Source organism: Dyella jiangningensis, assembly GCF_003264855.1.
Taxonomy (GTDB): domain Bacteria; phylum Pseudomonadota; class Gammaproteobacteria; order Xanthomonadales; family Rhodanobacteraceae; genus Dyella; species Dyella jiangningensis_C.
In genome coordinates this window covers 151,001-177,158 of sequence record NZ_NFZS01000002.1, presented here as the reverse complement: position 1 = coordinate 177,158, position 26,158 = coordinate 151,001, and the positions used below count along the sequence as shown (strand labels likewise).

20 protein-coding genes are annotated in these 26,158 nt (G+C 65.7%); 15 read left to right on the top strand and 5 right to left on the bottom strand.

Going from position 1 to position 26,158, the window contains the following annotated elements:
- Window positions 1-100 precede the first annotated feature (100 nt).
- Entirely contained in the window at window positions 101-2,539 is a 2,439-nt protein-coding gene (locus CA260_RS11480) for a TonB-dependent receptor plug domain-containing protein (RefSeq protein WP_111983234.1), read from the bottom strand.
- Between the two features lie 382 nt (window positions 2,540-2,921).
- Between CA260_RS11480 and fusA the strand changes: the two genes are divergently transcribed.
- A complete protein-coding gene (gene fusA, locus CA260_RS11475; RefSeq protein WP_111983233.1) occupies window positions 2,922-5,051 on the top strand; it encodes an elongation factor G in 2,130 nt (709 codons plus the stop codon).
- A 6-nt stretch (window positions 5,052-5,057) separates the two neighbouring features.
- Here fusA and CA260_RS11470 read toward each other — a convergent pair whose 3' ends face one another.
- Window positions 5,058-8,153, bottom strand: a complete 3,096-nt coding sequence (locus tag CA260_RS11470; RefSeq protein WP_111983232.1) for a sensor histidine kinase — start codon at window positions 8,151-8,153, stop codon at window positions 5,058-5,060.
- Window positions 8,154-8,326: 173 nt separating this feature from the next.
- On the opposite strand from CA260_RS11470, the gene CA260_RS11465 reads away from it, so the two are divergent.
- From CA260_RS11465 to CA260_RS11410, 12 genes are all read left to right on the top strand, one after another.
- Window positions 8,327-8,962: a response regulator transcription factor gene (locus tag CA260_RS11465; protein WP_172461821.1), complete on the top strand. Its 636-nt coding sequence runs from the start codon at window positions 8,327-8,329 to the stop codon at window positions 8,960-8,962.
- Window positions 8,963-9,382: 420 nt separating this feature from the next.
- Complete coding sequence (locus tag CA260_RS11460) at window positions 9,383-10,204, top strand: alpha/beta fold hydrolase (protein WP_111983292.1); 822 nt, start codon at window positions 9,383-9,385, stop codon at window positions 10,202-10,204.
- Window positions 10,205-10,264: 60 nt separating this feature from the next.
- Window positions 10,265-10,918, top strand: a complete 654-nt coding sequence (locus CA260_RS11455) for a hydrolase (protein ID WP_111983231.1) — start codon at window positions 10,265-10,267, stop codon at window positions 10,916-10,918.
- A 50-nt stretch (window positions 10,919-10,968) separates the two neighbouring features.
- The gene (locus CA260_RS11450; RefSeq protein WP_111983230.1) at window positions 10,969-11,241 is read left to right on the top strand and encodes a XapX domain-containing protein; all 273 of its coding nucleotides are present in this window, start codon (window positions 10,969-10,971) and stop codon (window positions 11,239-11,241) included.
- 11 nt (window positions 11,242-11,252) lie between these two features.
- Window positions 11,253-13,118, top strand: a complete 1,866-nt coding sequence (locus CA260_RS11445) for an amidohydrolase (RefSeq protein ID WP_202864089.1) — start codon at window positions 11,253-11,255, stop codon at window positions 13,116-13,118.
- Between the two features lie 9 nt (window positions 13,119-13,127).
- On the top strand, window positions 13,128-13,568 hold the full coding sequence (locus CA260_RS11440; RefSeq protein ID WP_238149730.1) for a DoxX family protein: 441 nt from the start codon (window positions 13,128-13,130) through the stop codon (window positions 13,566-13,568).
- Window positions 13,569-13,585: 17 nt separating this feature from the next.
- Complete coding sequence (locus CA260_RS11435) at window positions 13,586-14,479, top strand: glyoxalase (RefSeq protein ID WP_172461820.1); 894 nt, start codon at window positions 13,586-13,588, stop codon at window positions 14,477-14,479.
- A gap of 31 nt (window positions 14,480-14,510) precedes the next feature.
- Window positions 14,511-15,947, top strand: a complete 1,437-nt coding sequence (locus tag CA260_RS11430) for an alginate export family protein (protein ID WP_238149729.1) — start codon at window positions 14,511-14,513, stop codon at window positions 15,945-15,947.
- 46 nt (window positions 15,948-15,993) lie between these two features.
- On the top strand, window positions 15,994-16,686 hold the full coding sequence (locus CA260_RS11425; RefSeq protein ID WP_111983227.1) for a YoaK family protein: 693 nt from the start codon (window positions 15,994-15,996) through the stop codon (window positions 16,684-16,686).
- Window positions 16,687-16,730: 44 nt separating this feature from the next.
- Window positions 16,731-17,249 (top strand): Dps family protein, encoded by a 519-nt coding sequence (locus CA260_RS11420; RefSeq protein ID WP_111983226.1) that lies wholly within the window; start codon window positions 16,731-16,733, stop codon window positions 17,247-17,249.
- Between the two features lie 159 nt (window positions 17,250-17,408).
- Entirely contained in the window at window positions 17,409-17,603 is a 195-nt protein-coding gene (locus tag CA260_RS11415) for a hypothetical protein (protein ID WP_111983225.1), read from the top strand.
- A gap of 65 nt (window positions 17,604-17,668) precedes the next feature.
- Window positions 17,669-18,766: a mechanosensitive ion channel family protein gene (locus CA260_RS11410; RefSeq protein WP_238149728.1), complete on the top strand. Its 1,098-nt coding sequence runs from the start codon at window positions 17,669-17,671 to the stop codon at window positions 18,764-18,766.
- A 9-nt stretch (window positions 18,767-18,775) separates the two neighbouring features.
- Here the strand turns inward: CA260_RS11410 and CA260_RS11405 are convergent, their stop codons facing one another.
- Window positions 18,776-19,459: an aspartyl/asparaginyl beta-hydroxylase domain-containing protein gene (locus CA260_RS11405; RefSeq protein ID WP_111983224.1), complete on the bottom strand. Its 684-nt coding sequence runs from the start codon at window positions 19,457-19,459 to the stop codon at window positions 18,776-18,778.
- Window positions 19,460-19,713: 254 nt separating this feature from the next.
- On the opposite strand from CA260_RS11405, the gene CA260_RS20905 reads away from it, so the two are divergent.
- Window positions 19,714-19,971 (top strand): hypothetical protein, encoded by a 258-nt coding sequence (locus tag CA260_RS20905; protein ID WP_146745330.1) that lies wholly within the window; start codon window positions 19,714-19,716, stop codon window positions 19,969-19,971.
- A gap of 186 nt (window positions 19,972-20,157) precedes the next feature.
- Entirely contained in the window at window positions 20,158-21,396 is a 1,239-nt protein-coding gene (locus tag CA260_RS11400) for an MFS transporter (RefSeq protein WP_238149727.1), read from the top strand.
- A 19-nt stretch (window positions 21,397-21,415) separates the two neighbouring features.
- On the opposite strand, the gene CA260_RS11395 is transcribed toward CA260_RS11400, so the two are convergent.
- Window positions 21,416-22,735 carry a thioredoxin family protein gene (locus CA260_RS11395; protein ID WP_111983223.1) on the bottom strand — a complete coding sequence of 440 codons (1,320 nt, stop codon included), beginning with the start codon at window positions 22,733-22,735 and terminating at the stop codon, window positions 21,416-21,418.
- Window positions 22,736-22,845: 110 nt separating this feature from the next.
- Window positions 22,846-25,851 (bottom strand): TonB-dependent receptor, encoded by a 3,006-nt coding sequence (locus CA260_RS11390; RefSeq protein ID WP_238149726.1) that lies wholly within the window; start codon window positions 25,849-25,851, stop codon window positions 22,846-22,848.
- Window positions 25,852-26,158: the final 307 nt, after the last annotated feature.

Here is a 26,158-nt window from a genome sequence, read left to right as displayed (position 1 = left end):
AAGGTGTCGGTTAGCTATGGCATAGCCACCGTTTCAACCCGGTGAAGGTCGACGATGCCATGCAAGGCGGCGCGCACCCGGCGGATGCGCGCCGTCCCGGTCACCAGCGATAGGCGACCTTGCCGTAGACGTAGGCACCGTTGAAGCCGAACGGCGAGAACACCGAGTAGGGCAAGGTGCCGTTGTTGTCGTTGGCGTGGATCACCTTGTCGGGGTAGGTGTTGAGCACGTTGTCGCCGCCCAGGGTGAAGGTCCAGCGATCCAGGTTGTAGTTCACCGCGAGGTCGAGGATCCACTTGGCGCCGAAAGTCTGGTCCAGCGAGGCCGTGGTCGAGTTGTACGACACGAAGCTGCCGTAACGGGTGAGCGTGCCGTTGAAGCCCCAGTGGCCCACGCCGTACACCTCGTTGAGGATCAGCTTGCTGCGAGGCGTGGTATCGGCCAGCAGGCCGTACTGGTCGCGGCGGTCGATGCGCTTGAGGTTCACGCCCAACTGGTCGAGGATCGCGGGGTTGGCCTTGATGTCGGTGACCTTGTTCTTGTTGTAGTTGTAGCTGAGCGTGCTCTGCAGCGTGCCGTTGTTGCCGAAGTCGCTGAGATAGCTGGCCACCAGGTCCGCGCCGCGCGTGCGTGTATCCACCGCATTGGTGAAGTAGGCGATGCCGCTGTAGTTGGTGTTGGTGACGCCGTTGGCGGCAAGATAGGCCCGCACGGTCGGCGAGGTGGTGGCGAGGTTGCTGCTCAGCGTGATGCGGTTGTTGACCTTGATCTGGTAGATGTCCAGGCTCAGGTTCAGCGCATCGAGCGGATTCCACACCAGGCCCAGCGTGAAGTTGCGCGACTTCTCCGGTTCCAGCGATTCGGCGCCCAGCAACTGGCCGACCTGGCTGTTCACCGGCACCAGGCCGGTGTTGTAGATGCCCGGTGGCAGCTGCAGCGAATTGCCCGCACCGTAATACAGCGACGAGGTATACGAATAATGCTGCTGGGCCAGCGACGGCGCGCGGAAACCGGTGGTGGCGCTGCCGCGGATGGCGAAGCGGTCGGTGAAGTCGAAGCGTCCTGCCAAAGCACCGGAGGTGGTGTTGCCGAAGTCGGTGTAGTCCTCGTGGCGCAGGGCGAGCGAGGTGCCGAAGCGGTCGGTGAGGTTGGTTTCCACGCTCACGTATTCGGCCACGTCGTGGCGGCTGTATGAGCCCGCATCCGTGGGCTGGTAACCGCCGAAGCCTTGCGCTCCGCCGGAAACGCCGGACGTGCCGGTGTACCAGGAGGCCGGGTCGCCCGCCTCGATCTTGTAGGTCTGGCGCAGGTATTCGGCGCCGAACGCCAGGGTCACCGGATTGGGCAGCCAGCTGGTGGACAGTTCCTTGGCGATGTCCACGTCGAACGACTGCTGCGTCGCGCGCAGGATGCCGTCGTGGAACTCGGTGGGGCTGTAGCCGAAGTCGTGCAGGAAGGCGCGATTGACGCTGTTCTCCGTGGCGTAGGAGACGCGGTTGCCGCCGTAGTTGCCGCTCACGTCCCAGCGCCAGCCGCCGGCCGTCTTGCCGCGAATGCCGAACACCAGCGACTGGTCGGTCGAATCGGCATGCTCCAGCGGCAGGTACCCATTCGGGTAGAGCGAGGGCACCGAATTGCTGTTGGCCAGGTTGCGGAAGAACGCGGGTGAGGTCGTGTCGCGATTGCTGTAGTGGCCGAACGCATACAGCTGCACGCCGGGCGTGAGGTCATACTGCGCATTGAGGAACAGGTTGTGGTCCTTCACCGCCGGGTCGCCGTAGCGCTGCGTAGTGCCTTCCCACGCACGCGTGCGGTTGGGTTCGGCGCGGTTGGTGTAATCCTGGTTGCCGTCCTGCAGGGTGAAGCGGACCCAGCCCTTGTCGTTGTTGAGCGGTATGCCGAAGTTGGCCGAGCCCTGCCACTGGCGGCCATCGCCCGCCGAATACTGGCCGCCGGTGACTTCCACGTCGCCACCTTGCGCGCCTTTCTTCAGCACGATGTTGATCACGCCGGCGATGGCGTCGGAGCCGTATTGGGCGGAGGCGCCGTCACGCAGCACTTCGATATGGTCGATGGCGCCCATCGGGATGGTGTTGAGGTCCACCGCCTGCGAGCCGCGTCCCAGCACGCCATTGGTGAGCAGGATGGCGCCCGGGTGCCAGCGCTTGCCGTCCACCAGCACCAGCACCTGGTCCGGCGAGAGGCCGCGCAGCTGGGCCGGGCGCTGCGAATCGGCGGTGTCGGCCGCCGACGGGCGCGGGAAGGTCAGCGAAGGGATGATGCGGGCCAGCGCCGTGGTCAGTTCGGTGGTGCCGGTCTGCTTGAGCGTTTCGGCGGAAACGACGTCGATCGGGGTGAGCGAGCTGCTTTCGGTGCGGTTGTCGGCGCGCGTGCCGGTGACGATCACGGTGCCGAGTTTCTTGGCGTTGTCGGGCGTGGGCGGATTCGCGTCCTGCGCGTGCAGGCTGGTCATCGAGGTCAGCAGGGCGAGGGCGGCGAGGGTCGGGGTGCTTGCGGGGAGGGGGCGGTATTTATGCATGTTTTTGGGTTTCCCACGTGATTGATGCGTCGCAACAATTGCAGGCTACCCGCCATGTGACAACATCGTCAATAGCGGTATAGACGTCCAAACATGTCCAATGACGAATGGTTCAAAGCTCATGACGAATCGTCATGACGTGACGACCCGTCTGGGGCTTGACGGTCGCCGGGTGGAGCAGGGGTTGGGGGCGGTTCCGCGCATCAGGCGACGCGTCCGGCGGCCGCGTCAAGTGCTATCGGTCGCCCGGCAGGGCCCGGCTTGGCCTTCACGCGGCATTGATGCGCGGCTGAACGACCTTATGTGTGGCGAAGGTTCCGGGCGACGACGGCCGATCAGGTCGTGGTCCGCACGGTGGTTTGATTTTTTCGGACAGGATCTTATGGCTCGGCACAAAGCGCTTCGGCTCTATCGCAACATCGGCATCATCGCCCACATCGATGCCGGCAAGACCACCACGACCGAGCGCATCCTCTATTACACGGGCAAAAAGCACCAGATCATCGACGTCCACGACACCAAGGAAGGCAAGGGCTCGACCACCACCGACTACCTGGAACAGGAGCGCAAGCGCGGCATCACCATCCAGTCAGCGGCGGTGTCCACGGAGTGGAAGGGCTATCAGATCAACCTGATCGATACGCCCGGTCACGTGGATTTCACCATCGAGGTGAACCGCAGCCTGCGCGTGCTCGACGGCGCCGTGGTGGTGTTCGACGGCGTGGCGGGCGTGGAGCCGCAGACCGAGACCAACTGGCGCCTGGCCGACCAGTACAACGTGCCGCGCCTGTGCTACGTCAACAAGATGGACCGCATCGGCGCCAACTTCGGCCATTGCGTGCAGGGCATCCGCGAACGCCTGGGCGCCAACGTGCTGCTGTGCCAGGTACCGCTGGGCTCGCACGACGAATTCATCGGCATGGTCGATCTCGTGGCCGGCGTGGGTTACCTGTGGCAGGGCGACGACAAGGACAGCCCGTGGGAAACCGTGCCGCTCGCCGAGATTCCCGGCCGGGTCAAGTTCTCCGCGGCCGCCGACCAGGCGTGGATCGCCGATCTGCCGAAGCTGCGCGAGGAAACGCTGGAGCGCGCGTTGTCGATGGACGACGCCGCGTTCGAAAAGCTGATCGAAACCGGTGAATTCGACATGGAGACGCTGAAGGCATGCATCCGCAAGGGCTGCGTGTCGGGCAAGCTCGTGCCGGTGTTCTGCGGTTCGTCCTATCGCAACAAGGGCGTGCAGCAGCTGCTGGACGCCGTGGTCGATTATTTGCCTTACCCGGGTGAGAACGGCGGCATCGCGCTGGTGGACGAAAACGGCCATGTGGTGGGCGAGCAGGGCGTCGTCGACGATGCGCCGGCCCGCGTGCTGGCCTTCAAGGTGATCAACGATCCGTTCGGCACGCTTACCTTCTGTCGCATCTATTCGGGTGTGATCAAGAAGGGCGACAGCCTGCTCAACGTCACGCGTGGCAGGAAGGAACGCATCGGCCGCATCGTCGAGGTGCAGGCCAGCGCGACGCGCGAGATCGACGAGGCGCGCGCCGGTGACATCTGCGCCTTCGTTTCGTTGAAGGAGACCGAAACCGGTGATTCGCTGTGCGATCCGGCGCATCCGGCCCTGCTCGAACGCATGCGTTTTCCCGACCCGGTGATCAGCGTGTCGGTGGAACCCAAGCAGCGCAACGACGTCGACAAGCTTTCCGCCGCGCTCTACAAGATGGTGAAGGCCGATCCGTCGCTGCGGCTGGAAGTGGACAAGGAAACCGGCGAAACCGTGCTCAAGGGCATGGGCGAACTGCACCTGGAAGTCACCATCGACCGCATGCGCACCGAACTGGGCGTGGACGCGAACATGGGCAAGCCCAAGGTGAGCTTCCGCGAGGCGTTCGGCAAGGCGGTGCAGCACACCTACACGCACAAGAAGCAGTCGGGCGGCTCCGGCCAGTTCGCCGAAGTCACCATGGTGTTCGAACCGCTGGATACCGGCGGCGGCATCGTGTTCTCCGACGAGGTCGTCGGCGGACGCATTCCGCGCGAATACATCCCCGCGGTGGAGCACGCGGTGACGGTGGAGGCGCGCGAAGGCCAGGTGGCCGGCTACGAGGTGGTGGATTTCAAGGCGCGCCTGATCGACGGCAAGTTCCACGACGTGGATTCGTCCGCGCTGGCCTTCGAGATCGCCACCAAGCAATGTTTCCGCGAGGCGCAGAGGCTCAGCAAGCCCAAGCTGCTGGAACCGGTGATGCGGCTGGAGGTGGTCACCGAACCGGATTATCTCGGCGACGTGATCGGCGACATCAACCGCCGGCGCGGCACCGTGAGCGACCAGGGACAGCGCGGCACGCAGGCCTTCGTGCAGGGCTTCGTGCCGCTGGCCGAGATGTTCGGTTACATCAACTTCCTGCGCTCGGCCACGCGCGGCCGTGGCACGTTCACCATGGAGTTCGACCACTACGAGGAAGTGCCCGCCAGCCTGGTCGACAAGCTGATGGAGAAGGAAGCGAAGTAACGCTGGTCAGGAGACGGCGCGGCGGCCGGGTGGCGTGAACCGGGGCGGTTCGTCCCGGAACGCCACGCGGCATGGCACGCGCAGCGTGAGCTCGGTGCCATGCGGGGCGCGAGGGCCGAGCACGAGCTTCGCGCCCAGTTTGCCCGCGCGTTCGTACATGCCCGTGACGCCCCAGTGCCCGCGCTGGGCCGCGTCACGCAGGGCTTGTTCATCGATGCCGCTGCCGTCGTCGGTGACGACGATGCGCAGCTGGCGTTGCTCGTACACGACCAGCACGTCGATGCGCGTCGCCTGCGCGTGCAGGAACGCATTGCGGATGCCCTCGCGCACGATGTCGAGGATTTCATCGAACGCGCTGGCGAGGATGGGGCGCGCCTTGCCTTCGGACCGGATGTGGAAGCCCGTGTGGTAGAGCGAGGCGAGGTTTTCACCCACCGCCAGCAGCGATTGCACCAGCTCGGTGTATTCCTCGCTGTCGCCACGCAGCGAGACGATCTTGCCGCGTCCTTCGATCACCATCTCTCGCGCCTGCGCGATCGCGTCTTTCAAGGCCACTGCGTGGCGGTCGTCCGCATGCATGCCCGAGACCAGCGCCTGCAGCCGCAGCAGCAGGCCCTGGATGCCCTGCAGCAGGGTGTCATGGATGTCGCGCGCGATGCGCTCGCGCTCGTCCATGCGCTCACTCAGCTGAAGATGGATGCGTTCGGCGGCAAGTCGCGTGCGCCAGGCGAAAAACGCGATCACCGCCGCGAGCGCCACGAGAGCGCACGCCGCGGCGAACCATCCCGTCTGGTAGAACCACGGCGCGATGGTGAAGGCGAACTCCGCGCCCTCGCTGTTCCATACGCCGTCGTCGTTAGCCGCGATGACATGGAAGCGGTAGCTGCCCGGGGCGAGATTCGCGTAGAACGCCTCGCGCCGGCTTCCCGCGTCCTGCCATGCCGCGTCCACGCCATCCAGCTTGTAGCGGAAGCGCACCCGGCCGGGGATGGCCAGGCTGGCCGCGGTGTACTGGATCTGCACGTTATCGGTGCCCTTGGGCAGCCGCAGCCCCGGCGTCGGTGCATGGCGCGTGCCGTCGGCCGTGAGGCCGAGGACATCCACCGGCGGAGGCAGTGTGTTGCTATGGATCTCGCCCGGCTGGATCCACGCCGGCCCCTGGTTGGTGAGGAACCACAGGTTGTGGTTTGCATCGCTGAAGGCGGTGGGTGCGATGGCCGCCTGCAGCGCGATGCCGGGCAGGCCGTCGTCGTAATCGAACAGGCGATAGGCAGGGCGATAACCTGGATGGCTGAACGCCATCTCCGCCTCCTTGGCGGTCAGGCGCACCACGCCCTTGCCGGCGTTGAGCCAGAGGTCGCCGCCCGGATCCTTGGCGATGCCGCTGATGCCACTGAAGACATCGTTGTCGGCGATGACGATGGATTGCGCACGGCCATCGCGCAGGCGGGCCAGTCCCAGTTCGCCACCGATCAGCATTTCGCCGTCCAGCGGCTTGATCACCGTGATGTGGCCGACGTGCAGGCCGTCTTCGGACCGGTACACGCGAGCCTGTTTGCCGTCGAAGTCCGCCAGCACGTTGTCCGGATAGCCGAGCCACAGGTGGCCGGCGTCGTCGACGGCCAGCGCCGTGGGCGTCAGCGAGGCAAGCGCGGGGCTGGGCGATATGGATACGAAGCGGCCGCTTTCGACGCGATAGAGGCCACGTCCGACGAGCGACACCCAGGGCGTGCCATCGTGGTCGATGGCAAAGGCGCTCACGGTCCCGACATCAGCGGGCAGCGGAATACTGTCGAGCGTTCCGCCGTTCAGGCGGTACAGATCGTGGCGGCCGATCATCCACAGATGATCTTCGTGATCGAACAGTGCGCTGTTGATGTCGTGCAGGTCGCCACGCACCCTGGTCGCGCCTTGGGTGTCGATGCGCCACAGCGTGCCGTTGTTGACGATCCACGGCGTGCCATGGCCATCCACGGCCATCGCGTAGTTGGATGCATTGCCCAGCGGCACGTCCGTCGGTACCTTGACATTGTTGCGATGGAAGCTCACCAGGCCCATGTTGGTGCCGGCCCACACGGTGCCTTCCGCGTCCTGCAGCAAGGGAACCGTGCGATTGGTGACCAGGCCGCTACGGCGGTCGAACCGCTCGGCGATGTCGGCGGGACGCAGCGACTCGCCGTTCGCAAGACGCGTGTAGCCGGCGACGCGGTAGATGCCGCCGTTGTCCACGCCGGTGCCCCAGAGGCTGCCGTACTGGTCGAACAGCAGGCGGTGGCTCCAGCCGTAATCGTCGGCTTCGGGTGCGCGCACGCCGATGCGCGGATGGTCGGCATCCAGGCCGGGCAGGGCGCGGGTGCCGTGGTCGTGGTCCGACAACCACAAGGTACCGTCGGGCGCCTGCGCGAGCACGCTGCCGTGATACACCGACTGGTCGGTTTCCTCGAAGCGCGTCGCTCCGGGCCGCAGGAACACGAGACGTTCGCCGGTGGTCACCCACAAGGTGCCGTCGCGCGCGGCGATCACCCAGTCTGCCCGCTTGGCCGGGTAGTGCCAGTCCTGGCCCACGATGCGCCATTCGCGGCCGTCGAAACGGGCCAGTCCGCCATCCGTCGCCGCCCACACCGCGCCGTCGCGGGTCCGTTCGAAGGCGTACACCATGCCTGAAGGAAACGAAGCGCCGGGCGCGTAATGGATCAGGTGGCCATCGCGTTCGATGCTTGCGCCGCCGTAATAGAAGCCGATCCACAGCGCATCGTCCGGCGTCATCTTCAGCGCGGTGATGTCGTTGGAGCGAAACGCCTCGCCCGGCAACGGCTCGAAGCGCTCGAAACGCACGCCGTCGAAGCGGTACAGGCCATTGCCGGTGCCCAGCCACAAGTAGCCGCTGCGGCCCTGCGCCAGCGCCCAGATGTCGGCCGGTGCGCCCGAGTCGATGGTCCATTGCTTGCGGCGGAACTCGATGGCGTTGCCGGAAGCCAGGGCGCTCGCCGTGGTGGCCAGGCAGCACAGCAGGAACAGCAGCGCGCCCCATGTGCGCACGCCATGCCGCGCGGGCGCGCCTCCGGATCGAAGCAGCGCGTGTCGCCGGCCAACCATCGTCATGCTTCTCTGCCACGTCACCCGAATGGACAGGAATCATAACGACCGCGTGTGCATGCGGCGAGGGCAGATTCACCCGAATGGGCATTGATCCTTGCGGTGCGTACCAAGATAGTGGCAGCGCTGTCGAAGGGTCCGCGCGGCGCGGACAAAGGATGGCCGAGCCAGGAGGAGCGATGGTGACAGGCGGCGAAGACCGCATCCGGGTGCTGATCGCCGATGACCATCCCATCATGCGCGATGGCATCGCCGTAGCCCTGGAAAGCAGTCCCGACATGGAAGTGATAGGCCAGGCCGCGGACGGCGCGGAGGCCATCGTCCGCTTCCGCGAACTGCTGCCTGACGTCGCCCTGATCGACCTGCAGATGCCGGGCGTGGACGGCCTGCAGGCCATCCACGCGATCAGCGCGGAGTTTCCGCAGGCGCGCATCATCGTGCTCACCTCGTATCCGGGCGACGCGCGGGTGAAGCGTGCGCTGACGCAGGGCGCCAATGCCTACATGCTGAAAACCGCCACGCGCGAGGAGATCCTCGCCGCGATCCGCTCGGTCATGAACGGCCGGCGCGTGGTGGCATCGGAGGTGGCGGGCGACATCGCCTCGCATGCCTGGTCGGAAATGCTCAGCGACAGGGAGCTGAGCGTGCTGCGCCTGGTCGCCACCGGCAACACCAACAAGCGGATCGCCGACATCCTCTGCGTATCCGAGGACACGGTGAAGGCGCGCCTGAAGAACATCATGACCAAGCTCGGCGCGCTGGACCGCACGCATGCGGTGACGCTGGCGCGCAATCGCGGTTTCTTCGACAGCTGAGCTGCTGTAACGGCGATGCAACACCGGCGCGGCGTGCGCACGATGCCTCGCGTGTTTACCTGATCGGGTAGCCAAGATTCCCCGCGTTGGGGCATGTGGTCTTGCCGTCATGGCGACAGAATGATTCCCACGTTCACGCCAGCACGCCGGCGTGTTGTTCACCTCGTCCTGACCTGCAGCCCCGCATCGTCGCGGTCCTCACCGGGACGCTGCGCAGAGGCCGCGCATGGCAGGGCTCTGCGGAGCATCCCGATGTCGATCGACGATCGCAGCCCGGACACCGACCTGGCACGTCGCCAGTTCCTCGGCCAACTGGCAACGGTTTCCGCCGCGTTGGCCTTGCCGGTCGGCGGACTGGCGATGCCTACGTCCTCCCTCGGCGCCATGGCGCCTTCTCAACCTCCGCATGGACATCCCACTATGAGCACGATCACCACGAAGGACGGCACGCAGATCTATTACAAGGACTGGGGACAGGGTCAGCCTGTCGTGTTTTCCCACGGCTGGCCGCTCACCGCGGATGCCTGGGACGCGCAGATGCTGTTCCTCAGCTCGCACGGCTACCGCACCATCGCGCACGACCGTCGTGGCCATGGTCGTTCGGGCCAGCCGTGGAACGGCAACGACATGGATACCTACGCGGACGACCTTGCCGCGCTCATCGAAAAGCTGGACCTGAAGAACATCGTGCTCGTGGGCCACTCCACCGGCGGCGGTGAGGTGGCGCACTACATCGGTCGCCATGGCAACTCGCGCGTGGCCAAGATCGTGCTGATCGGCGCCGTGCCGCCGGTCATGGTGAAGGGGACGAACAATCCGGGCGGCCTGCCGATCGAGGTGTTCGAGGACATCCGCGCCAAGACGCTGGCCGACCGCTCGCAGTTCTTCAAGGACCTGTCGGGCCCGTTCTTCGGCGCAAACCGCCCTGATACCAAGGCCACGCAGGGCATGCGCGACTCGTTCTGGCTGCAGGGCATGCTGGGCAGCCTCAAGGGCCAGTACGACTGCATCAAACAGTTCTCCGAGGTCGACTACACGCCGGACCTGAAGAAGATCGAAGTGCCCGCGCTGGTGATCCATGGCGACGACGACCAGATCGTGCCGATCGACGACTCCGGTCGCCTCTCCGCCAAGATCATCAAGCACGCCACGCTGAAGGTGTATCCGGGCGCACCGCACGGCCTGACCGCGACCCACCAGGAACAGGTCAACAAGGACCTGCTCGATTTCATCCGTTCCTGATCGTTCGTTCCGTGGCGCCGGCCTCGCGGGGCCGGCGCCGCTCAAGAGGGGGTATATCTCATGGCCATCCAAGCCAGCCCGACGCCGGGCAAACAGCTGCTTACGCCAACGGATCACGCATTGATCCTGATCGACTTCCAGTCGCAGATGTCTTTCGCGACGCATTCGATCGATGCCATCACGCTGCGCAACAACGCCGCGCTGGTCGCCCATGCGGCGGCCAGCTTCAAGGTGCCGACCATCCTCACCACCGTGGCGGAGAAGAGCTTCTCCGGCCCGATGTTCAGCGAGGTCACCGATCCCTTCCCGGGGCAGGCGCTGCTCGATCGCACCTCCATGAATACCTGGGAAGACGCGGCGGTGATCAAGCGCGTGAACGACATCGGCAAGGATCGCATCGTGCTCGCCGGCCTGTGGACGTCGGTGTGCATCGTCGGCCCCGCGTTGTCCGCGCTTGACCAGGGCTTCGAGGTGTATGTGATTGCCGATGCCTGCGGCGATGTCTCCGCCGAGGCCCATGACCGCGCGATGGAGCGCATGATCCAGGCGGGCGTGCGTCCGATGACCTCGGTGCAGTACCTGTTGGAGATGCAGCGCGATTGGGCGCGCATCGACAGCTACGACAGCACCACGGGCGTCGCCAAGCGATTCGCCGGCTCGTATGGCCTTGGCATCATCTACGCCAAGAGCATGTTCGGCGCACACGAAGGTTGAAGCATGGGCCGGCGGTGCGCCTGCCGGCCCCGCGTTGCGGGAATACATCGATGAAGCCTTATCTGTTTTCGCTCGGGGCCGGCCTGCTGGTCGGCATCATCTACAGCCTGCTGAACGTGCGTTCGCCGGCGCCGCCGGTGATCGCCCTGATCGGCCTGCTCGGCATCCTGATCGGCGAGCAGTTGCCGCCGTTGGTGAAACACCTGTGGCAGCGCGAGGCGGTGACGACCAGCTGGGTGCGCACGCACGTAAAGCCTCATGTATTCGGCGAGTTGCCCCGCGCGACGCCTGTCGCCAAGACGGATTCGGGGCAACGCTCATGAATGCGCCGGCGATGGCCCCCGAGCTGATCCTGCACGGTGGTCGCTTCACTACGCTGGATCGATCGCAGCCCGAAGCGCAGGCCGTCGCCATCAGCGGTGGCCGCTTCAGCGCCGTGGGAACCTCGGCCGACGTGCTGGCGCTGGCGGACGGATCGACGCGCGTGATCGACCTGCAAGGTCGCCGCGTGTTGCCCGGCCTGATCGACAACCACCTGCACATCATCCGCGGCGGCCTCAACTTCAACCTGGAGCTGCGCTGGGACGGCGTGCGTTCGCTCGCCGATGCCATGGCGATGTTGAAGGCGCAGGTGGCGATGACGCCGGCGCCGCAATGGGTGCGCGTGGTCGGCGGTTTCACCGAGCACCAGTTCGCGGAAAAGCGCCTGCCCACCATCGAGGAACTCAACGCGGTGGCGCCGGATACGCCGGTGTTCCTGCTGCACCTGTACGACCGCGCCATCCTCAACGGCGCCGCGCTGCGTGCCGTGGGCTACACCAAGGAAACGCCCGAGCCGCCGGGCGGCGAGATCACGCGCGACGGTGCAGGCAATCCCACCGGTCTGCTGCTGGCCAAGCCCAGCGCGGCCATTCTCTACGCGACGCTGGCGAAAGGGCCGAAGCTGCCATTCGATTACCAGCTCAACTCCACGCGCCATTTCATGCGCGAGTTGAACCGGCTCGGTGTCACCGGGGCGATCGACGCCGGTGGCGGCTTCCAGAACTATCCGGAAGACTACGCCGTGATCGAAAAGCTCGCGACGGAGAACCAGCTCACCATCCGTCTGGCGTACAACCTGTTCACGCAGAAGCCCAAGCAGGAAAAGGACGATTTCCTGAACTGGACGCGCACGTCCAAGTACAAGCAGGGCGACGATTACTTCCGTCACAACGGCGCCGGCGAGATGCTGGTGTTCTCCGCGGCGGACTTCGAGGATTTCCGCCAGCCGCGTCCCGACATGCCGCCGCAGATGGAAGGCGACCTGGAGGAAGTGGTGCGCATCCTCGCCGAGAACCGCTGGCCGTGGCGCATGCATGCCACCTACGACGAAACCATCAGCCGCGCGCTGGACGTGTTCGAGAAGGTCAACCGCGACATTCCATTGGAAGGCTTGCACTGGTTCTTCGACCACGCCGAGACCATTTCGGAGCGCTCGATCGATCGCATCGCCGCGCTGGGCGGCGGCGTGGCCGTGCAGCATCGCATGGCCTACCAGGGCGAATACTTCGTGGAACGCTACGGCGCTGCCGCCGCGCAGGCCACGCCGCCGGTGGCGCGCATCCTCGAGAAAGGGGTGAAGACCTCGGCCGGGACCGACGCCACGCGCGTGGCGTCGTACAACCCGTGGGTGTCGCTATCGTGGCTGATCACCGGCAGGACCGTCGGCGGGCTCGCCATCACTCCGCGCCGCAACTGCCTGGATCGCGAGACCGCACTGCGCATGTGGACCGAGCACGTCACCTGGTTCTCCAACGAAGAAGGCAAGAAGGGCCAGATCAAGCTGGGCCAGCTCGCCGACCTCATCGTGCCCGACCGCGATTTCTTCGCCTGTCCCGAGGACGGCATCGCCGATACCACGTCGCTGCTCACCATCGTGGGCGGGCGCGTGGTGTATGGCGCGGGTGGCTTCGCATCGCTCGAAGACGTGAGCGTGCCGCCAGCGATGCCCGAGTGGTCGCCGGTGCGCGTCTATGGCGGTTACAGCGCATGGGCACAGGCGCGTCGCGAGCAGCAGGCGGCGCCACGCGTGGCCTGCGGGTGCGACCATGCCTGTGGCGTGCATGGCCACGACCATGCCCACGCATGGGCGAGCCAGGTGCCGGCTTCGGATCTCAAGTCGTTTTGGGGCGCGCTGGGCTGCGCGTGCTGGGCGGTATAGGAGCCTGCCGTGAACGCTTCTTCGCTGACGCGCACGACCTGGTTCGCCACGCCCGTGGTGCATTGGCTGGCCCTGCTGGGGCTGTGCGCCGCCTATCTGCAGGGCGGCATCCAGAAGGTCATGGACTTCAATGGTGCGGTTGCCGAGACCGCGCACTTCGGCATGGCGCCGGCGGTGCCGGTGACGCTGGCCGTGATCGTGCTGGAGCTGGGCGCATCGCTGGCGATCCTGTGCAATCGCGGGCGCTGGCTTGGCGCCATGGCGCTTGCCGTGTTCACGCTGGCGGCGACCTTCGTGGCCAACCGTTTCTGGGACGCGCCCGCGTCGGCACGCTTCGGCATGACCAATGCCTTCTTCGAGCACCTCGGCCTGGTAGGCGGCTTCGTGCTGGTGGCGTGGCATGACCTGCACGGGCGCGCGACACCGCCTTTCGCTTCCGTCCATTCCTGATCTGCAAGGAGCTTTCCATGCGCACGTTCTCCAAGCTTCTCCTCCTGGCCCTGAGCCTGGGCGCGCCATTGGCACCGTTCGCCAGGGAAGCGGCCACGCCGATGGTCGCCGTGGGCTCGCAGTACGACACGACCCATGTCTATGTCGCGCCCGCCGACGTGGATCGTTTCGTGGACAGTTTCCTCGGCACGTTCGGCGGGCAGAGCACCAGGCAGGGCATCGCCACGGTGACGCCGACGCCAAGCAGCACCAGCACGCAGCTGCTGCAGACGCCGGTGGGCACGGTGTCGCTGTTCGGGTTCCGCACGCCGGTGCCGCATCCGTTTGGCCTTGAGCGCACGGGTTACCTGGTGACGGATCTCGACGTTGCGGTCAAGGCCGCGCGTGCATCGGGTGCGGATGTCATCGTCGACATTTTTCCCGATCCGATCGGCCGCGACGCGGTGATCCAGTGGCCGGGCGGCGTGAACATGCAGTTGTACTGGCACACCACGCCGCCGAACTATGCGGCGTTCCAGACCGTTCCCGAGAATCGCGTGTACGTATCGGCCGGTCGCGCGGATGCGTTCGTGAAAAGCTTCCTCGCGTTCTCGCATGGCAAGACGGTGTCCGATACGAAGCAGGCGCCGGGCGTGGAGATCGGGCGGCCGGAGGGCAGCTATCGGCGCATTCGCGTCGAATCCGCCTTCGGCAAGATGACGGTGCTGGTGACCGATGGCCATCTTCCGTATCCGTACGGGCATGAGCTGACGGGTTATGAAGTGGCCGATCTGGGCGACACGCTGGCGAAGGCGAAAGCGCATGGCGCCAAGGTGCTGGTCGAGCCGTTCACCAGCGAGGGGCGCGCATCGGCGATGGTGGAATTCCCCGGTGGCTATGTTGCCGAAATCCACGCCAGCGCGGCGCACTAGGCCGGGCAGGGTGGCTCATCGGTGCCGTTCGATGCGTGCGGCACGGGTGGCCTGCATACGCTGCGGCGGCGTGGTCTTGCTCGGCATGGCGACATGCGTGCCCGACGTGTTGCACGCGCAAGAGATCGACGACACGGCAGCGTCCGTGCAGGCACCCGCCGCGCGTCCCAAGCTCAGCAGCAATCGCTGGCAGGAGGATTGGTCGGCGCTGGCCGATCCTGCATTGCGCACGCAGTGGGGTGATGCGCTCAAGTACATCCCGCTGAGCGACGCGGACAAGAACACCTATCTGTCGCTGGGCGCGAATTTGCGTGAGCGAACGGAAATGTCGGATGCCGCCAGCTTCGGCATCGGCAATCCCGACAACACCTATCTGTTGCAACGATGGCAGCTGCATGCCGACCTGCGCTTCGCTTCGTACTGGCAGGCGTTCGTGCAGGTCGAGGATGCGCGGACGGTGAACAAGCAGGTGATCGGTGGCGCCGACCGCAATCCCTGGGACCTTCGCCTGGCGTTTCTCGCGTATGTACGTCGCTTTGATGCGGGCACCTTCAAGGCGCGCGTGGGGCGGCAGGATTTCGCTTTCGACCTGCAGCGCTTCGTGTCGCTGCGCGACGGTCCCAACGTGCGGCAGTCCTTCGATGCGATCTGGGCGGATTGGGAAACGGGGCAGTGGCGTTTCATCGGCTTCGTCAGCCAGCCCGTGCAGTACGACGACCGCCATCCGTTCGACGACACGTCCAGCCACCGCTTCCGCTTCAACACCCTGCGCGTGGAGCGCCTGGTGCTCGGCGGCAACGAGTTGTCGGCGTACTACTCGCGCTACAGCCGCGACGGCGCGCGTTACCTGGACGCCACCGGCGACGAACGCCGCGACGTCTACGACGCACGTTTCGCCGGCAAGGCGGCCGGGCTGGACTGGGACGTCGAAGGCATGGCCCAGCGCGGCCACGTGGGCGGCAAGGACATCGATGCATGGGGCAGCGGTGCGCGGGTGGGCTATACGTGGAACGCAGGCTGGCGCCCTCGCATCGGACTGCAGTTCGATGCGGCCTCGGGCGATGGCCGGCGCGGTGATGGCAGGCTGGGTACCTTCAATCCACTGTTTCCCAACGGCTACTACTTCACCTTGGCCGGCTTCACCGGCTATGCCAACCTGCGCCATGTGAAACCCAGCCTCACCCTTCAGCCGATCGCCCGGCTGACAGTGATGGGGGCATTGGGGTTCCAGTGGCGCGAATCCACCAGGGATGCGGTCTACGTGCAACCCAATATCCCATTGCCCGGCACCGCCGGGCAGGGCGGCCATTGGACCGGCGCATACGCCCAGTTGCGCGTGGACTATGCCTTCAACGCCAACTTCACCGGCGCAGTGGAAGCTGTGCATTACGACGCGGGTCGCGTGATCCGTCTGTCCGGTGGACACGACGGCGATTACCTGGGCATCGAACTCAAAACCCTGTGGTGACCCCTTGGGTCGCCCGCTCACACGCGTCACCGGAGTACATGACAACATGGCGAACCAGGCACCTTTGTCGACGATATTGAGCGTCAACGCCGGCTACGTCGACACCGCGGGATTCATGGCCTTGCATGGCCTGTTCACGGCGCACGTGACGGGCAACTTCGTCACCGTTGGCGCGGCCCTGGTGCTGGGCACGTCCGGCATCATCGCCAAGCTGCTTGCGCTGCCGGTGTTCTGCGTGGCCGTCGTGCTGGCGCGGCTGTTGCGCTACTGGCTGATGCAACGGAGCTTGCCCGTGGTGCGCACGCTGCTGTTCCTGAAGTTCGCCCTGTTCGTGGTGGCGGCCACGCTGGCCCTGTGCTACGGGCCGTTCGGCCCGGGCGACAGCTGGTCCGCCACATTGCTCGGCATGACCATGGTGACGGCAATGGCGATCCAGAATGCCGTGCATCGCGTGCACCTGGGCAGCATGCCACCCTCGACGCTGATGACCGGCACGACCACGCAGATCATGCTGGACGTCGGCGATCGCATCCATGGCGTATCCGCCGAGCAGAAGGCTGCGGTGGATGCGCGGCTGTCACGCATGAGCCTTGCCGTGCTGGCCTTTGCCGCCGGCTGCGCGGCGGCCGCGTTGCTCTATGCCTATGCGGGCATGTGGTGCTTCGTGGCGCCGCCGCTCGTCGCCCTGGCCGCCTATCTTCGCCATCGCGACGCGGATGAAGCCGCCGTGCCGACATGATTTCCGACGTTCGTTCCACCTCCCATCACCCCGGAGAGCCACCCATGAGCGACACAAGCAAAGCCAAGTCCCGCCAGAAGGCGGCCCTGAACACGCCTTCCGCGCTTGGCGAAAAGGCCACGCGCGACCTGTCCGGCGAACTCAACGCCTTGCTGGCCGATGTGCTGGCGCTGTACCTGAAGACCAAGAACTTCCACTGGCACATGTCCGGCCCGTACTTCCGTGATTACCACCTGCTGCTCGACGAACAGTCGGACGAGATCTACGCGACCGTCGATCCGATCGCCGAACGCGTGCGCAAGATCGGCGGTACCACCCTGCGTTCGCTGGGTCACGCCTCGCGCATGAAGCGCCTGCTCGACAACGATGCGGATTTCGTCACGCCGGACGACATGCTCGCGGAACTGCGCGAAGACAACGGCAGCCTGATCGGCCACATGCGCAAGACGCACGAGCTGTGCGACGAGTATGGCGACGTGGCCACCGCCAGCCTGCTCGAGAACTGGATCGACGAGGCCGAGCGCCGCGTGTGGTTCCTGTTCGAGACCAGCCGGCGCGCCTGATCGTCTATGCCTGCGCCGCGGGTCGGTCATGGCGATCGGTCCGCGGCGTTTGACGGCAACTTGAACGTTGTCGACGCCTGGTCACGTCTTCAAGGCACGACGCTAACACTTGCTGTTTGAAGATCGACAGCAAGAGCAGCGACACGCCGAGATTTCGCCATGTCCAGTCACGATCGCAAAGACGTGGATCACACCCACGACAAGCACCACAAGGCCCCTGAGCGCGAAAGCCAGGGGCAGCGCGCAGAGCGCAAGCGCCATGAGAGCGAAAACCACGACAAGGCCCTGGAAGAGACCTTCCCGGCCAGTGATCCGGTATCGCCCTTCATTCCGGCCAAGGCGCCGGAAGACTGACCCCAGCGCGCGATGATTCGACAGGCGAGGGCAGGATCGCCGCCGAGCCCACCCGGACGCGTCTCGTGAACGTCCTGGCCCACCTGTGGAACGACGACCCGTGGACGCGGCTGGGCATGGCGCTGGTCGTTGCCCTGCTGGGATCGCTAGCCTTGCGCGTGTTTGCCTATGCCGTCCTGGGGCGGCTCGCGCGACGCCGGCCGGTGGTCGCCAACCTTCTGGGCAGGATCAGTGCGCCGATGGAATGGGTGATTCCGCTGCTGATGCTGGTGGCGGCCCTGCGCGTGGTGCCGGATACGGATGTCCTGCCATCGTTCGCCTTGATCCAGCATGTGCTGGTCATTGCGCTGATGATCAGCGTGACGTGGCTGGTGCTGCGTTGCCTGCGCACGCTCGAGCTCGTCGCCATCCGCCGCTATCCCATCGATGTCAGCGACAACCTCTCCGCGCGCCGCATGCTGACCCAGGTGCGCGTGCTTCGACGCACGGCCGAGGTCGTCGTGATCCTGCTCGGCGCCAGCGCGATCCTGCTGACCATTCCCGGCGTGCGCCAACTGGGCACCAGCCTGCTCGCGTCCGCCGGCCTGGCAGGTCTGGCGCTCGGCCTGGCAGCCAAGCCCGTGCTGAGCAATCTGGTGGCTGGCCTGCAGATCGCGCTGACGCAGCCGATCCGGCTCGACGACGTGGTGATCATCCAGGGGGAGTGGGGCCGTATCGAGGAAATCACCGGCACCTACGTCGTGGTGCGCATCTGGGACGACCGGCGCCTGGTGGTGCCGCTCAACTGGTTCATGGAGAACCCGTTCCAGAACTGGACGCGCTCGAGTTCGCAGCTGATCGGTACCGTGTTCCTGTGGCTGGACTACCGCGTGCCGATGGAGCCGCTGCGCGACGAATTGATGCGCTTGTGCAAAGAGGCGCCGGAATGGGATGGTCGCGTGTCGATCCTGCAGGTGACGGATGCCAATGAGCGCGCGGTGCAGTTGCGCGCGCTGGTGAGTTCCACCGATTCCGGCCGCAATTGGGATCTGCGCTGCCGCGTGCGGGAGGGCCTGATCGCCTTCGTGCAGGACCGTTACCCGCAATCGCTGCCGCGCCTGCGCGGCGAGCTGGAAGCGTCGGCACGGGAGCCTTCGCCGGAAGGTTCCATCGCGTCGCCTTGACGCGTCGCTTCAGGAAAAGCCGCGCAGCCGCGCCACCACGCCGACGCCGGCGGTGATCGTGCGCGACAGCAGGCGAAGATCCAGCGGCATTTCGGGCCGGTAGACGTCGAGCAGCAGCGCGATGCGCGTGCTCTCGCTGTGGTTCCACACTTCGTGCGGATAGGTGTCGTCCCACAGCAGGGACTGCCCGGCGCCAAACCGATGCTCGTGGCCGGCGAGCCACAGCACGGCGCCGGGCCTGCCTTCGCCATCGGGCGGCACGTCGAGGTTGAGCTGGTAGCGCAGGATGCCGCGAAACGGGCCGCGGTGTTGGGGGATGTGCTTGTGCGGCGCCAGGAACGACAGCGTCGCCGAGATCGCCTCGGGCGTGTCCGCCAGCAACTCGCCCAGCACCGGGCAGCGCAGCAGGTTGGCGCGCAGCTCCTGGCCGTAGACCTTGAGCAGGAACATGCGCCAGTCCCGGCCGTCGGTCGCCGAGATCTCGGCCTGCGCCGGCATGATCTCGTGGAAACGGGGAATCGAGGTGGCCGAGCGCAGTACGTCCTGCGCTTCCTCGCGCAGCTGCGTCCACGCTGCCTCGAAGCGGCGCGCAGCCGGGAAGCAGCTGTCGATATCCAGCACGGGCGGCGTATCCAGTCGCGCGTCATAGAGGCGCCGGATCGCACGCGACGAAAGCTCGTAGAGCGAATCCATCTTCCTGTTTCCTCCAGGCTGCACGGGCGGAGTGCTCCGGCGTTCCACGCCGACCTTCGACACGTGGTGAGCCGCACGGTAGTGGCCCGCGTCTCCTTGGCGCGTGAACACCCGAATGGCCCGGAAATGGCCCGCCAAGATCTTTCAGTCGAGGTGAGGAATTTGGCCTGACCTTCTGATTTTTCGCCGAAATTTGTTGCTATTTTATGTGACGTAACGCAAAATACCGGCCGAAATTGACGGAGGATGCGCCCATGGTTGACCCCCTTGATCCCGGCACGCTTGCGTTGCCGCTGACGTTCAGACGTGCCCGCGGCCGACCACGAAAACCCAATGCACTGACACCCGCCGAGCGCGCGCGGCGCTACCGCGCCAGGCAGAAAACCCTGGCGATGCATGTGGTGCCGATGGCGGTGCATCACTCGGTGGTGCGGGCCCGCGATGAAGCGCGGGGCGAGCTGGAGCGCCTGCGCGGCGAGCTGGAGCAATTGCTCTCGCAGTTGCGGCGTTAGCGCTGCAGCGGCGATGCGAATCCATCGCGCATCGTGAGATGCGCGATGGAGTTCGCTTTTTTGTTTCTCGACGGTCGGCCTCTGCGATACGGCAGGGCGCAATGCCCGCGAGGATCGGTCGGTCGTTCGCGGTTCGTCGGTCTGGCTACCGGTTACGATGATCGCGTAGCGTCCTGGAAACCCTCCATGAGCGATCCTTCAGAGACCGACCCCGCCGATGGCCGGCGACAGATCGGCATGATGGACGCGCTGCGGCAACTCCCGTCCGGCATCTGGGTGCTCGGCTTCGTGAGTATGCTGATGGACATCTCGTCGGAGCTCATCCACAGCCTGTTGCCGCTGTTCATGGTGACCACGCTGGGTGCGAGCACGCTGGCCGTCGGCTTCATCGAAGGCCTGGCCGAAGGCACGGCCCTGATCGTTCGCGTGTTCTCCGGCACGCCCAGCGATTACCTCGGCAAGCGCAAAGCGGTCAGCATTTCCGGCTATGCGTTGGGCGCGTTGAGCAAGCCGTTGTTCGCCCTGGCCACCAGCGTCGGGCTGGTGATGTTCGCGCGTCTGCTCGACCGCACCGGCAAGGGCATTCGCGCCGCGCCGCGCGACGCCTTGGTCGCGGACATCGCACCGGCACACCTGCGTGGTGCGTCGTTCGGTCTGCGCCAATCGCTGGACACCGTGGGTGCCTTCCTGGGGCCACTGCTGGCGGTGTTGTTCATGCTCCGGTGGAAGGACGACTTTCGCGCGGTGTTCTGGGTGGCGGTCGTTCCCGGCGTGCTGTCGGTGATGTTGTTTGCGTTCGGTGTGCGCGAGCCCGCGGTCGCTTCGGCGTCAAAGCGCACGAATCCCGTGAGCCTCGCCAACCTCGGACGCCTTGGCGCCGCTTATTGGTGGGTGGTCGGCGTGGGGGCGACGTTCACGCTGGCCCGTTTCAGCGAAGCGTTCCTGGTGCTGCGCGCTCAGCAGGGCGGCATGCCCATCGCCTGGGTGCCGCTCGTGATGGTGGCGATGAATGTGGTGTATGCGCTCACGGCGTATCCCTTCGGCCGCTGGTCCGATCAGATGAACCGGGCTCATCTGCTGGCGCTTGGCCTGGCCGTACTCGTGGCTTCGGATCTGGTGCTCGCGACCGGAGCGCGCTGGCCGTCGGTTTTGCTGGGCGTCGCGCTCTGGGGCGTGCATATGGGCATCACGCAGGGCCTGCTTGCCGCCCTGGTGGCCCACACCGCGCCGGCGGACCTGCGCGGCACGGCCTACGGCTTCTTCAATCTCGTGAGCGGCGTGGCCATAGTGTGCGCGAGCGTCGTGGCCGGTTGGCTGTGGGAAACGCATGGTGCGTCCACGACGTTCTATGCGGGCGCCGTTTTCAGTGTGGTGGCGCTGCTGGCGATGTGGCCGATGGCGCGCCGACCGGTACGCGGCGCGTGAGTGCAGGTTTGCGCACCGATCAGGCCTGCAGTTCGGCCTTCAATGCGGCCACCTGCTTGGGAAACCAGGGGCCATTGGTTTCCAGCGCGTCGGCGGCGACCTTCCTGGCCTCTTCATCGCGGTGCAGCGCCTTCAGCGCTTTCACGCGCTGCTGCGCGACGGCGAGGCGATTGGCGCCGTAGGCCTTGTCGGCCGCCTGCGCGAGGTACGGCAGGGCGTCCGACGGCTTGCCCGCATCCACCAGGCTGCGGCCGTAGCGATACGCGTAGACGTAGTCGTCGGGATAGGCGGCGATCAGCTTGCGCTGGTAAGCGTCGAGTTCCGACACGCGCTTGGCTCGCAGCAGATAGACGCGCAGGTTGTCTGCGAGGTTGCGATCGCTGGCAAGGTCATCGCCCAGCCGCTGGCGGGTGAGCGTAATGGCGCGATCGAGCACGGCCGCTGCCGCCGCCCGGTCGCCCAGCGCTTCGTCGAGATCGGCGTTTGCCAGCACGGCGCTGCGCTGGTCGGCGCAGGCGGGCTGGTTCACCAGCACCTGCGTGGCGACATAGCGATCCAGCGGCTTGCGCTGCGCTTGAAGTGCAGTCTTGCGCTGTGCCGCCGGGAGTTTTTCGGTCGCCTCCAGCAGGTTGTCCAGCACGTAGGGACGCTGGCAGCCGATGTCCTGCGCCAGTACTTTCTGCGCGCCGGCGGCGATGGCCGGCTGGTTGCCGGAAGCCTTGGCGCGCGCGAGCGTCAATTGGTCCAGCGCGAGCGCCACGCGTGCATCCTTGCGTGCGTTCTGCTGCAGCGATGCGGGCAGGCTGCCGAACCAGGCGAAACCGTCATCGCCTTCGCCGCGCGCCTGATAGGCATCGAGCACGGCAGCCACTGCATCGATCGAACCCTTGACGGCCTTGTCCTTGAAGCCATCCAGCGTGTTGCCGCTGGCGAGGATCCTGTCCAGCTGCGGATAGAACTTCTCGCGCGGTTGTTCCGCGGTGATGCGGCCCAGCTCGTTGCCGTGCTCGTCCAGCACCACGTAGGTGGGCAGGAACGAAGTCTTGAGTTTCTTCATCCACGTCTGCGCTTCCGGCGAATCGGCATCCGACTCCACCACGATCGCCTTGCGCTGCGCAGCCTCCCATTCGGGGCCGTTCAACACGTGGCTCGCCATGTAGTAGCACGAGTAGCACCACACCGCCTGGAAATCGACCAGCACGGGTCGATGCTGCGTGGCCGCCAGCCTGAGCGCATCGGCAATCGTCGTGGGTGCCTTGTCGGCGGCAGAAGCGTGCAGCGATGCGAGCATCAGGGCCGCGGTCAGGGGAGCGATGGTGCGACGGAGCAGGTTCGACATGGTGGCGTGCCTCACTCAGGTTTCGTGCCGGTGGTGAAGGTGGGCGGGATGGCCCCAAGACCATCCCGCCCGATGCGTACGGCGAGGGACCGTCGCATCAAGACGCATGCTCAGTAGTCGTACGTCGCCGCCAGTCGCACGTAGCGCGGCTGCTGGCGAACCACCGCCGAGCCGTACAGTGGATCAGGCGTGCCGGGCGAGATCTGGTAGTACGGGTAGGCGTTGAGGATGGCCTGCGAGTTGAACACGTTGAACACGTTGAGCGAGAAGCCGAGCTTGCCCTCGGCGAACGCCGGACGGTACGTGGCGCCGAGATCCAGCTGCTTGTTCCACGGCAGGCGATGCGTGCCCGGAGGCGACGGCTGCCCGCCGCACCAGTGGTAGTAGCTGCCGTAGCCGTTCGGGTCGCTCTGTTCCGGACCGTAGTAGCCCAGGCAGTTGCGCGGGTTGCCCGAGACGATCGAGAGGTTGCCCGACACCTGCCATTCCGGCGTGATCTGGTAGTAGCCGTAAAGCTTGATCTGGTGCGCATGGTCGTTGCTCTGCGCGCCGTTGGCGTAGGACATCAGTGAGGGGAAATCCCAGTCGATGCTGGTCGACGCCGCGGTCTGCTGGATGTCCGAACGCAGCTGGCCTTCGGTGTTGCCGTAGCTGCGCGAAAACACGTAGTCGACCTTGCCGTACCAGCGGCCGTCGAACGGATGCTCGAGGTACGCCTCCAGCGCGTAGTACTTGCGCTTGAGTGCGGGGAAGCCCATCTCGGCATTGCTCAACGAGACGCTGCGATAGGCGCCACCGTCATCGACCACGGTGAAGGTGTTGGCGCGCCCCGGGTTGATGAGGTAGCAGCTGTTGGTGGCGCTCACCGTGTAACCGAGCTGCGCGGCCTTGTTCTCGATGGCCGGCACGTCGCAGTAATCGTCGATGGCCGTGCGCAGGATGCGTTGCGTCAGCTTGGCCCCATACGTCCAGTTCGTGCCCAGCGTCTTGTCGAAGCCGAGGATGAATTCGTCCTGGTATTCCGGCTTGATGTTCTGCGCCGTTACCGTCTTCGGATCGGGCAGCACGCCATACGTGTTGTTGGACGACACCGGGTTGGAGAAGGGCGTCAGGCCGATGGGCGTGCCATCCGCCGCGATGCCGCTATAGGTGAAGTACTGCTGCGTGGCGACGTAGGCGCCGGCGGCATTCAGCGCCGGGTTGAGCGGCAGGCCGAGATAGTAGCGTCCGGCATTGCCGTAGACCTTGAAGCTGGAGTCGCCGTTCACGTCCCAGGTGAAGCCCAGGCGCGGCGCCCACTGTGTGCTGCGCTGGCGGATATAGGCTTCGCCGTTGGCGTTGTAGTCGGTGAACTGGTCGTTGCGCAGGCCCAGCGAGAGCAGCCAGCGATCGGTCACCTGCCACTTGTCCTCGATGTACTGCGCGCGCTGCGCCGAGCGCACGCTGGCGATCGAGCTGTTGACGTACTGCACGGCGTAGTAGCCCGATGCGCCGTTGGGATAATTCGCCGGTGCGCCCACGCCGAGGCTGGGGATCAACGCCACGTTCGGCGTGGTGGTGTACGCGTACTGCCAGTAGTAGCCGGGGCCGGAATTCTGGCTGCCCTGGTCGATGGCGCGCGCGTTCTGGTTGTCGATACCCGCCGACAAGGTGTGCGAACCGAGCTGGTAGGACAGATCGATGCGCAGGTTGTTGCTGTTGTTGTGGCGGTTGGGATTGAACAGCGACTGCGTGACCTGGCTGTTGCTGATCGGGTTGCCGCCATTGAACGCCGGGTTCTGGTTCTGGATGTCGGTGAGGTAGGTGAGGCTGCCGTCGTAGTTGCCCGGCACGTCGTAGTTCACCGTCTTCATCTTGCCGTACAGCGCCGAGAAGGTCAGGCGGTCGGTGAGATAGCTGGTGAACTTGGCGGTGTAGAGATCGCCGCCGGTCTTGGTGTTGTCGTTGGCGTTGACGTATGCACCGCGCGACAGCGCGTTGTAATCGTAATCGTAGATCGAGCCCGAGGTGGAGCGCTTGCTCGACGCGCCGGTGATCTCGAGGATGTTGCTGTCGGTGATGTTCCAGTCGAGCTTGGCGTACCACTTGGGCGTGGTGTAGCGATAGTCGACGTAGGGCTTGGCGCTGGACACGTTGTTCACCGTGTCGCCTTCCTGGCGCGAAGCCTCGGCGGCGACGAACAGGAACAGCTTGTCCTTGATCAGCGGGCCGCCGACATAGGCATCCACCGTGGTGGTCCACTGGCGGTTGCGGCTGTTGGGGTCGTACAGGCCGCCGGCGACAGGCGAGGCGGGCAGGCCGTTGGTGTAGTACGTATTGCGCGCGTCGGACTGCGCGAATGCCGGTTCCCACAGCACCTGGCCGCCGAAGTGCCATTCGTTGGTGCCGCGCTTGCCCACCATGTTGATCACGCCGCCGTCGGAGCGACCGTACTGAGCGCTGTAGCCGCCGGTATAGATTTCCTGCTGCTCGATGGCGCCATAGGGCAGGGTGAGGCCGCCCAGGCCGCGCTGGCTTTCCGTGGTGTTGAAGCCGTTGATGTAGTACGCGTTCTCACTGGCCGCGGAACCGCCGAAGCTGACCAGCGATTGCCCGGTCGGGCCGGTGTAGCCGCCGCTGTTGCCGGTGACGCCGGGTGCGAGCAGTGCAATGGCTTCCGCCGAACGGCCCAGTGGCAGGCGAGCGAGTTCCTGCGCGGTGATGACGGTGCGCGAGTCGACGCTGGTCACGTCGATCTGCGGCGCGGTGCTGGCCGATACGCTCACCGCACCGAGCTCTTTCGCCGCCGCCGTTTCGAAGGACACTTCCGTGCCCGCGCCGACGCGCAGGCTGATGTCGTTGCGCGTGTCGACCACGCTGCCATCGCGCAGCAACGACACCGTATAGGTGCCCAGCGGAAGCTCGGAGGCGACGTAACGGCCGCGATCATCCACGGCGACCGTGCGCGTGATGCCGGTCGCGCTCTTGATCTGCACGGTCTCGCCGTTGGCGGCGGGAACCTGGCCGAAGATGCTGCCGGTAGTCGATTGCGCAAAGGCGGGCGAGGTGCCCAGCGTCAAGAGGGCGGCAAGCGCAACCGTGAGGGTGCGCGGAGATAACGCAATCTGCTTGTTCAAGTCCTGGTTCTCTGGTCGCAACGGAGAAGTGGCTGCTGCTGGCGGCAATCCATGCCCGCGCGGGAATCGATGCCCGCTCCAGTGACAGCGCTCGGAGAAATCAAACCCCCATGCCGGCGTGGGGACACCGGCGCCGCGATGCATGCCGGGCGAAAGTGCTCCGGCGTCGTGGGTTGCGCCTATGAAAACCCGGGATTAGATCGATGGAAAGGGTTACGCAGATGATCATTTCCCATCTGGGTAGAACCGATGGTTATAAGCCGCGCGGCGGCTGGGCTGGCGAGCTTTCCGCGGGCATAAAAAAGCC

Excerpts from the sequence above, each read along its gene's own strand:
- CA260_RS11480 (WP_111983234.1), bottom strand. The coding sequence starts at position 2,539 with ATGCATAAATACCGCCCCCTCCCCGCAAGCACCCCGACCCTCGCCGCC.
- fusA (WP_111983233.1), top strand. The coding sequence starts at position 2,922 with ATGGCTCGGCACAAAGCGCTTCGGCTCTATCGCAACATCGGCATCATC.
- CA260_RS11470 (WP_111983232.1), bottom strand. The coding sequence starts at position 8,153 with ATGACGATGGTTGGCCGGCGACACGCGCTGCTTCGATCCGGAGGCGCG.
- CA260_RS11465 (WP_172461821.1), top strand. The coding sequence starts at position 8,327 with ATGGTGACAGGCGGCGAAGACCGCATCCGGGTGCTGATCGCCGATGAC.
- CA260_RS11460 (WP_111983292.1), top strand. The coding sequence starts at position 9,383 with ATGAGCACGATCACCACGAAGGACGGCACGCAGATCTATTACAAGGAC.
- CA260_RS11455 (WP_111983231.1), top strand. The coding sequence starts at position 10,265 with ATGGCCATCCAAGCCAGCCCGACGCCGGGCAAACAGCTGCTTACGCCA.
- CA260_RS11450 (WP_111983230.1), top strand. The coding sequence starts at position 10,969 with ATGAAGCCTTATCTGTTTTCGCTCGGGGCCGGCCTGCTGGTCGGCATC.
- CA260_RS11445 (WP_202864089.1), top strand. The coding sequence starts at position 11,253 with ATGGCCCCCGAGCTGATCCTGCACGGTGGTCGCTTCACTACGCTGGAT.
- CA260_RS11435 (WP_172461820.1), top strand. The coding sequence starts at position 13,586 with ATGCGCACGTTCTCCAAGCTTCTCCTCCTGGCCCTGAGCCTGGGCGCG.
- CA260_RS11430 (WP_238149729.1), top strand. The coding sequence starts at position 14,511 with ATGCGTGCGGCACGGGTGGCCTGCATACGCTGCGGCGGCGTGGTCTTG.
- CA260_RS11425 (WP_111983227.1), top strand. The coding sequence starts at position 15,994 with ATGGCGAACCAGGCACCTTTGTCGACGATATTGAGCGTCAACGCCGGC.
- CA260_RS11420 (WP_111983226.1), top strand. The coding sequence starts at position 16,731 with ATGAGCGACACAAGCAAAGCCAAGTCCCGCCAGAAGGCGGCCCTGAAC.
- CA260_RS11415 (WP_111983225.1), top strand. The coding sequence starts at position 17,409 with ATGTCCAGTCACGATCGCAAAGACGTGGATCACACCCACGACAAGCAC.
- CA260_RS11405 (WP_111983224.1), bottom strand. The coding sequence starts at position 19,459 with ATGGATTCGCTCTACGAGCTTTCGTCGCGTGCGATCCGGCGCCTCTAT.
- CA260_RS20905 (WP_146745330.1), top strand. The coding sequence starts at position 19,714 with ATGGTTGACCCCCTTGATCCCGGCACGCTTGCGTTGCCGCTGACGTTC.
- CA260_RS11400 (WP_238149727.1), top strand. The coding sequence starts at position 20,158 with ATGAGCGATCCTTCAGAGACCGACCCCGCCGATGGCCGGCGACAGATC.
- CA260_RS11395 (WP_111983223.1), bottom strand. The coding sequence starts at position 22,735 with ATGTCGAACCTGCTCCGTCGCACCATCGCTCCCCTGACCGCGGCCCTG.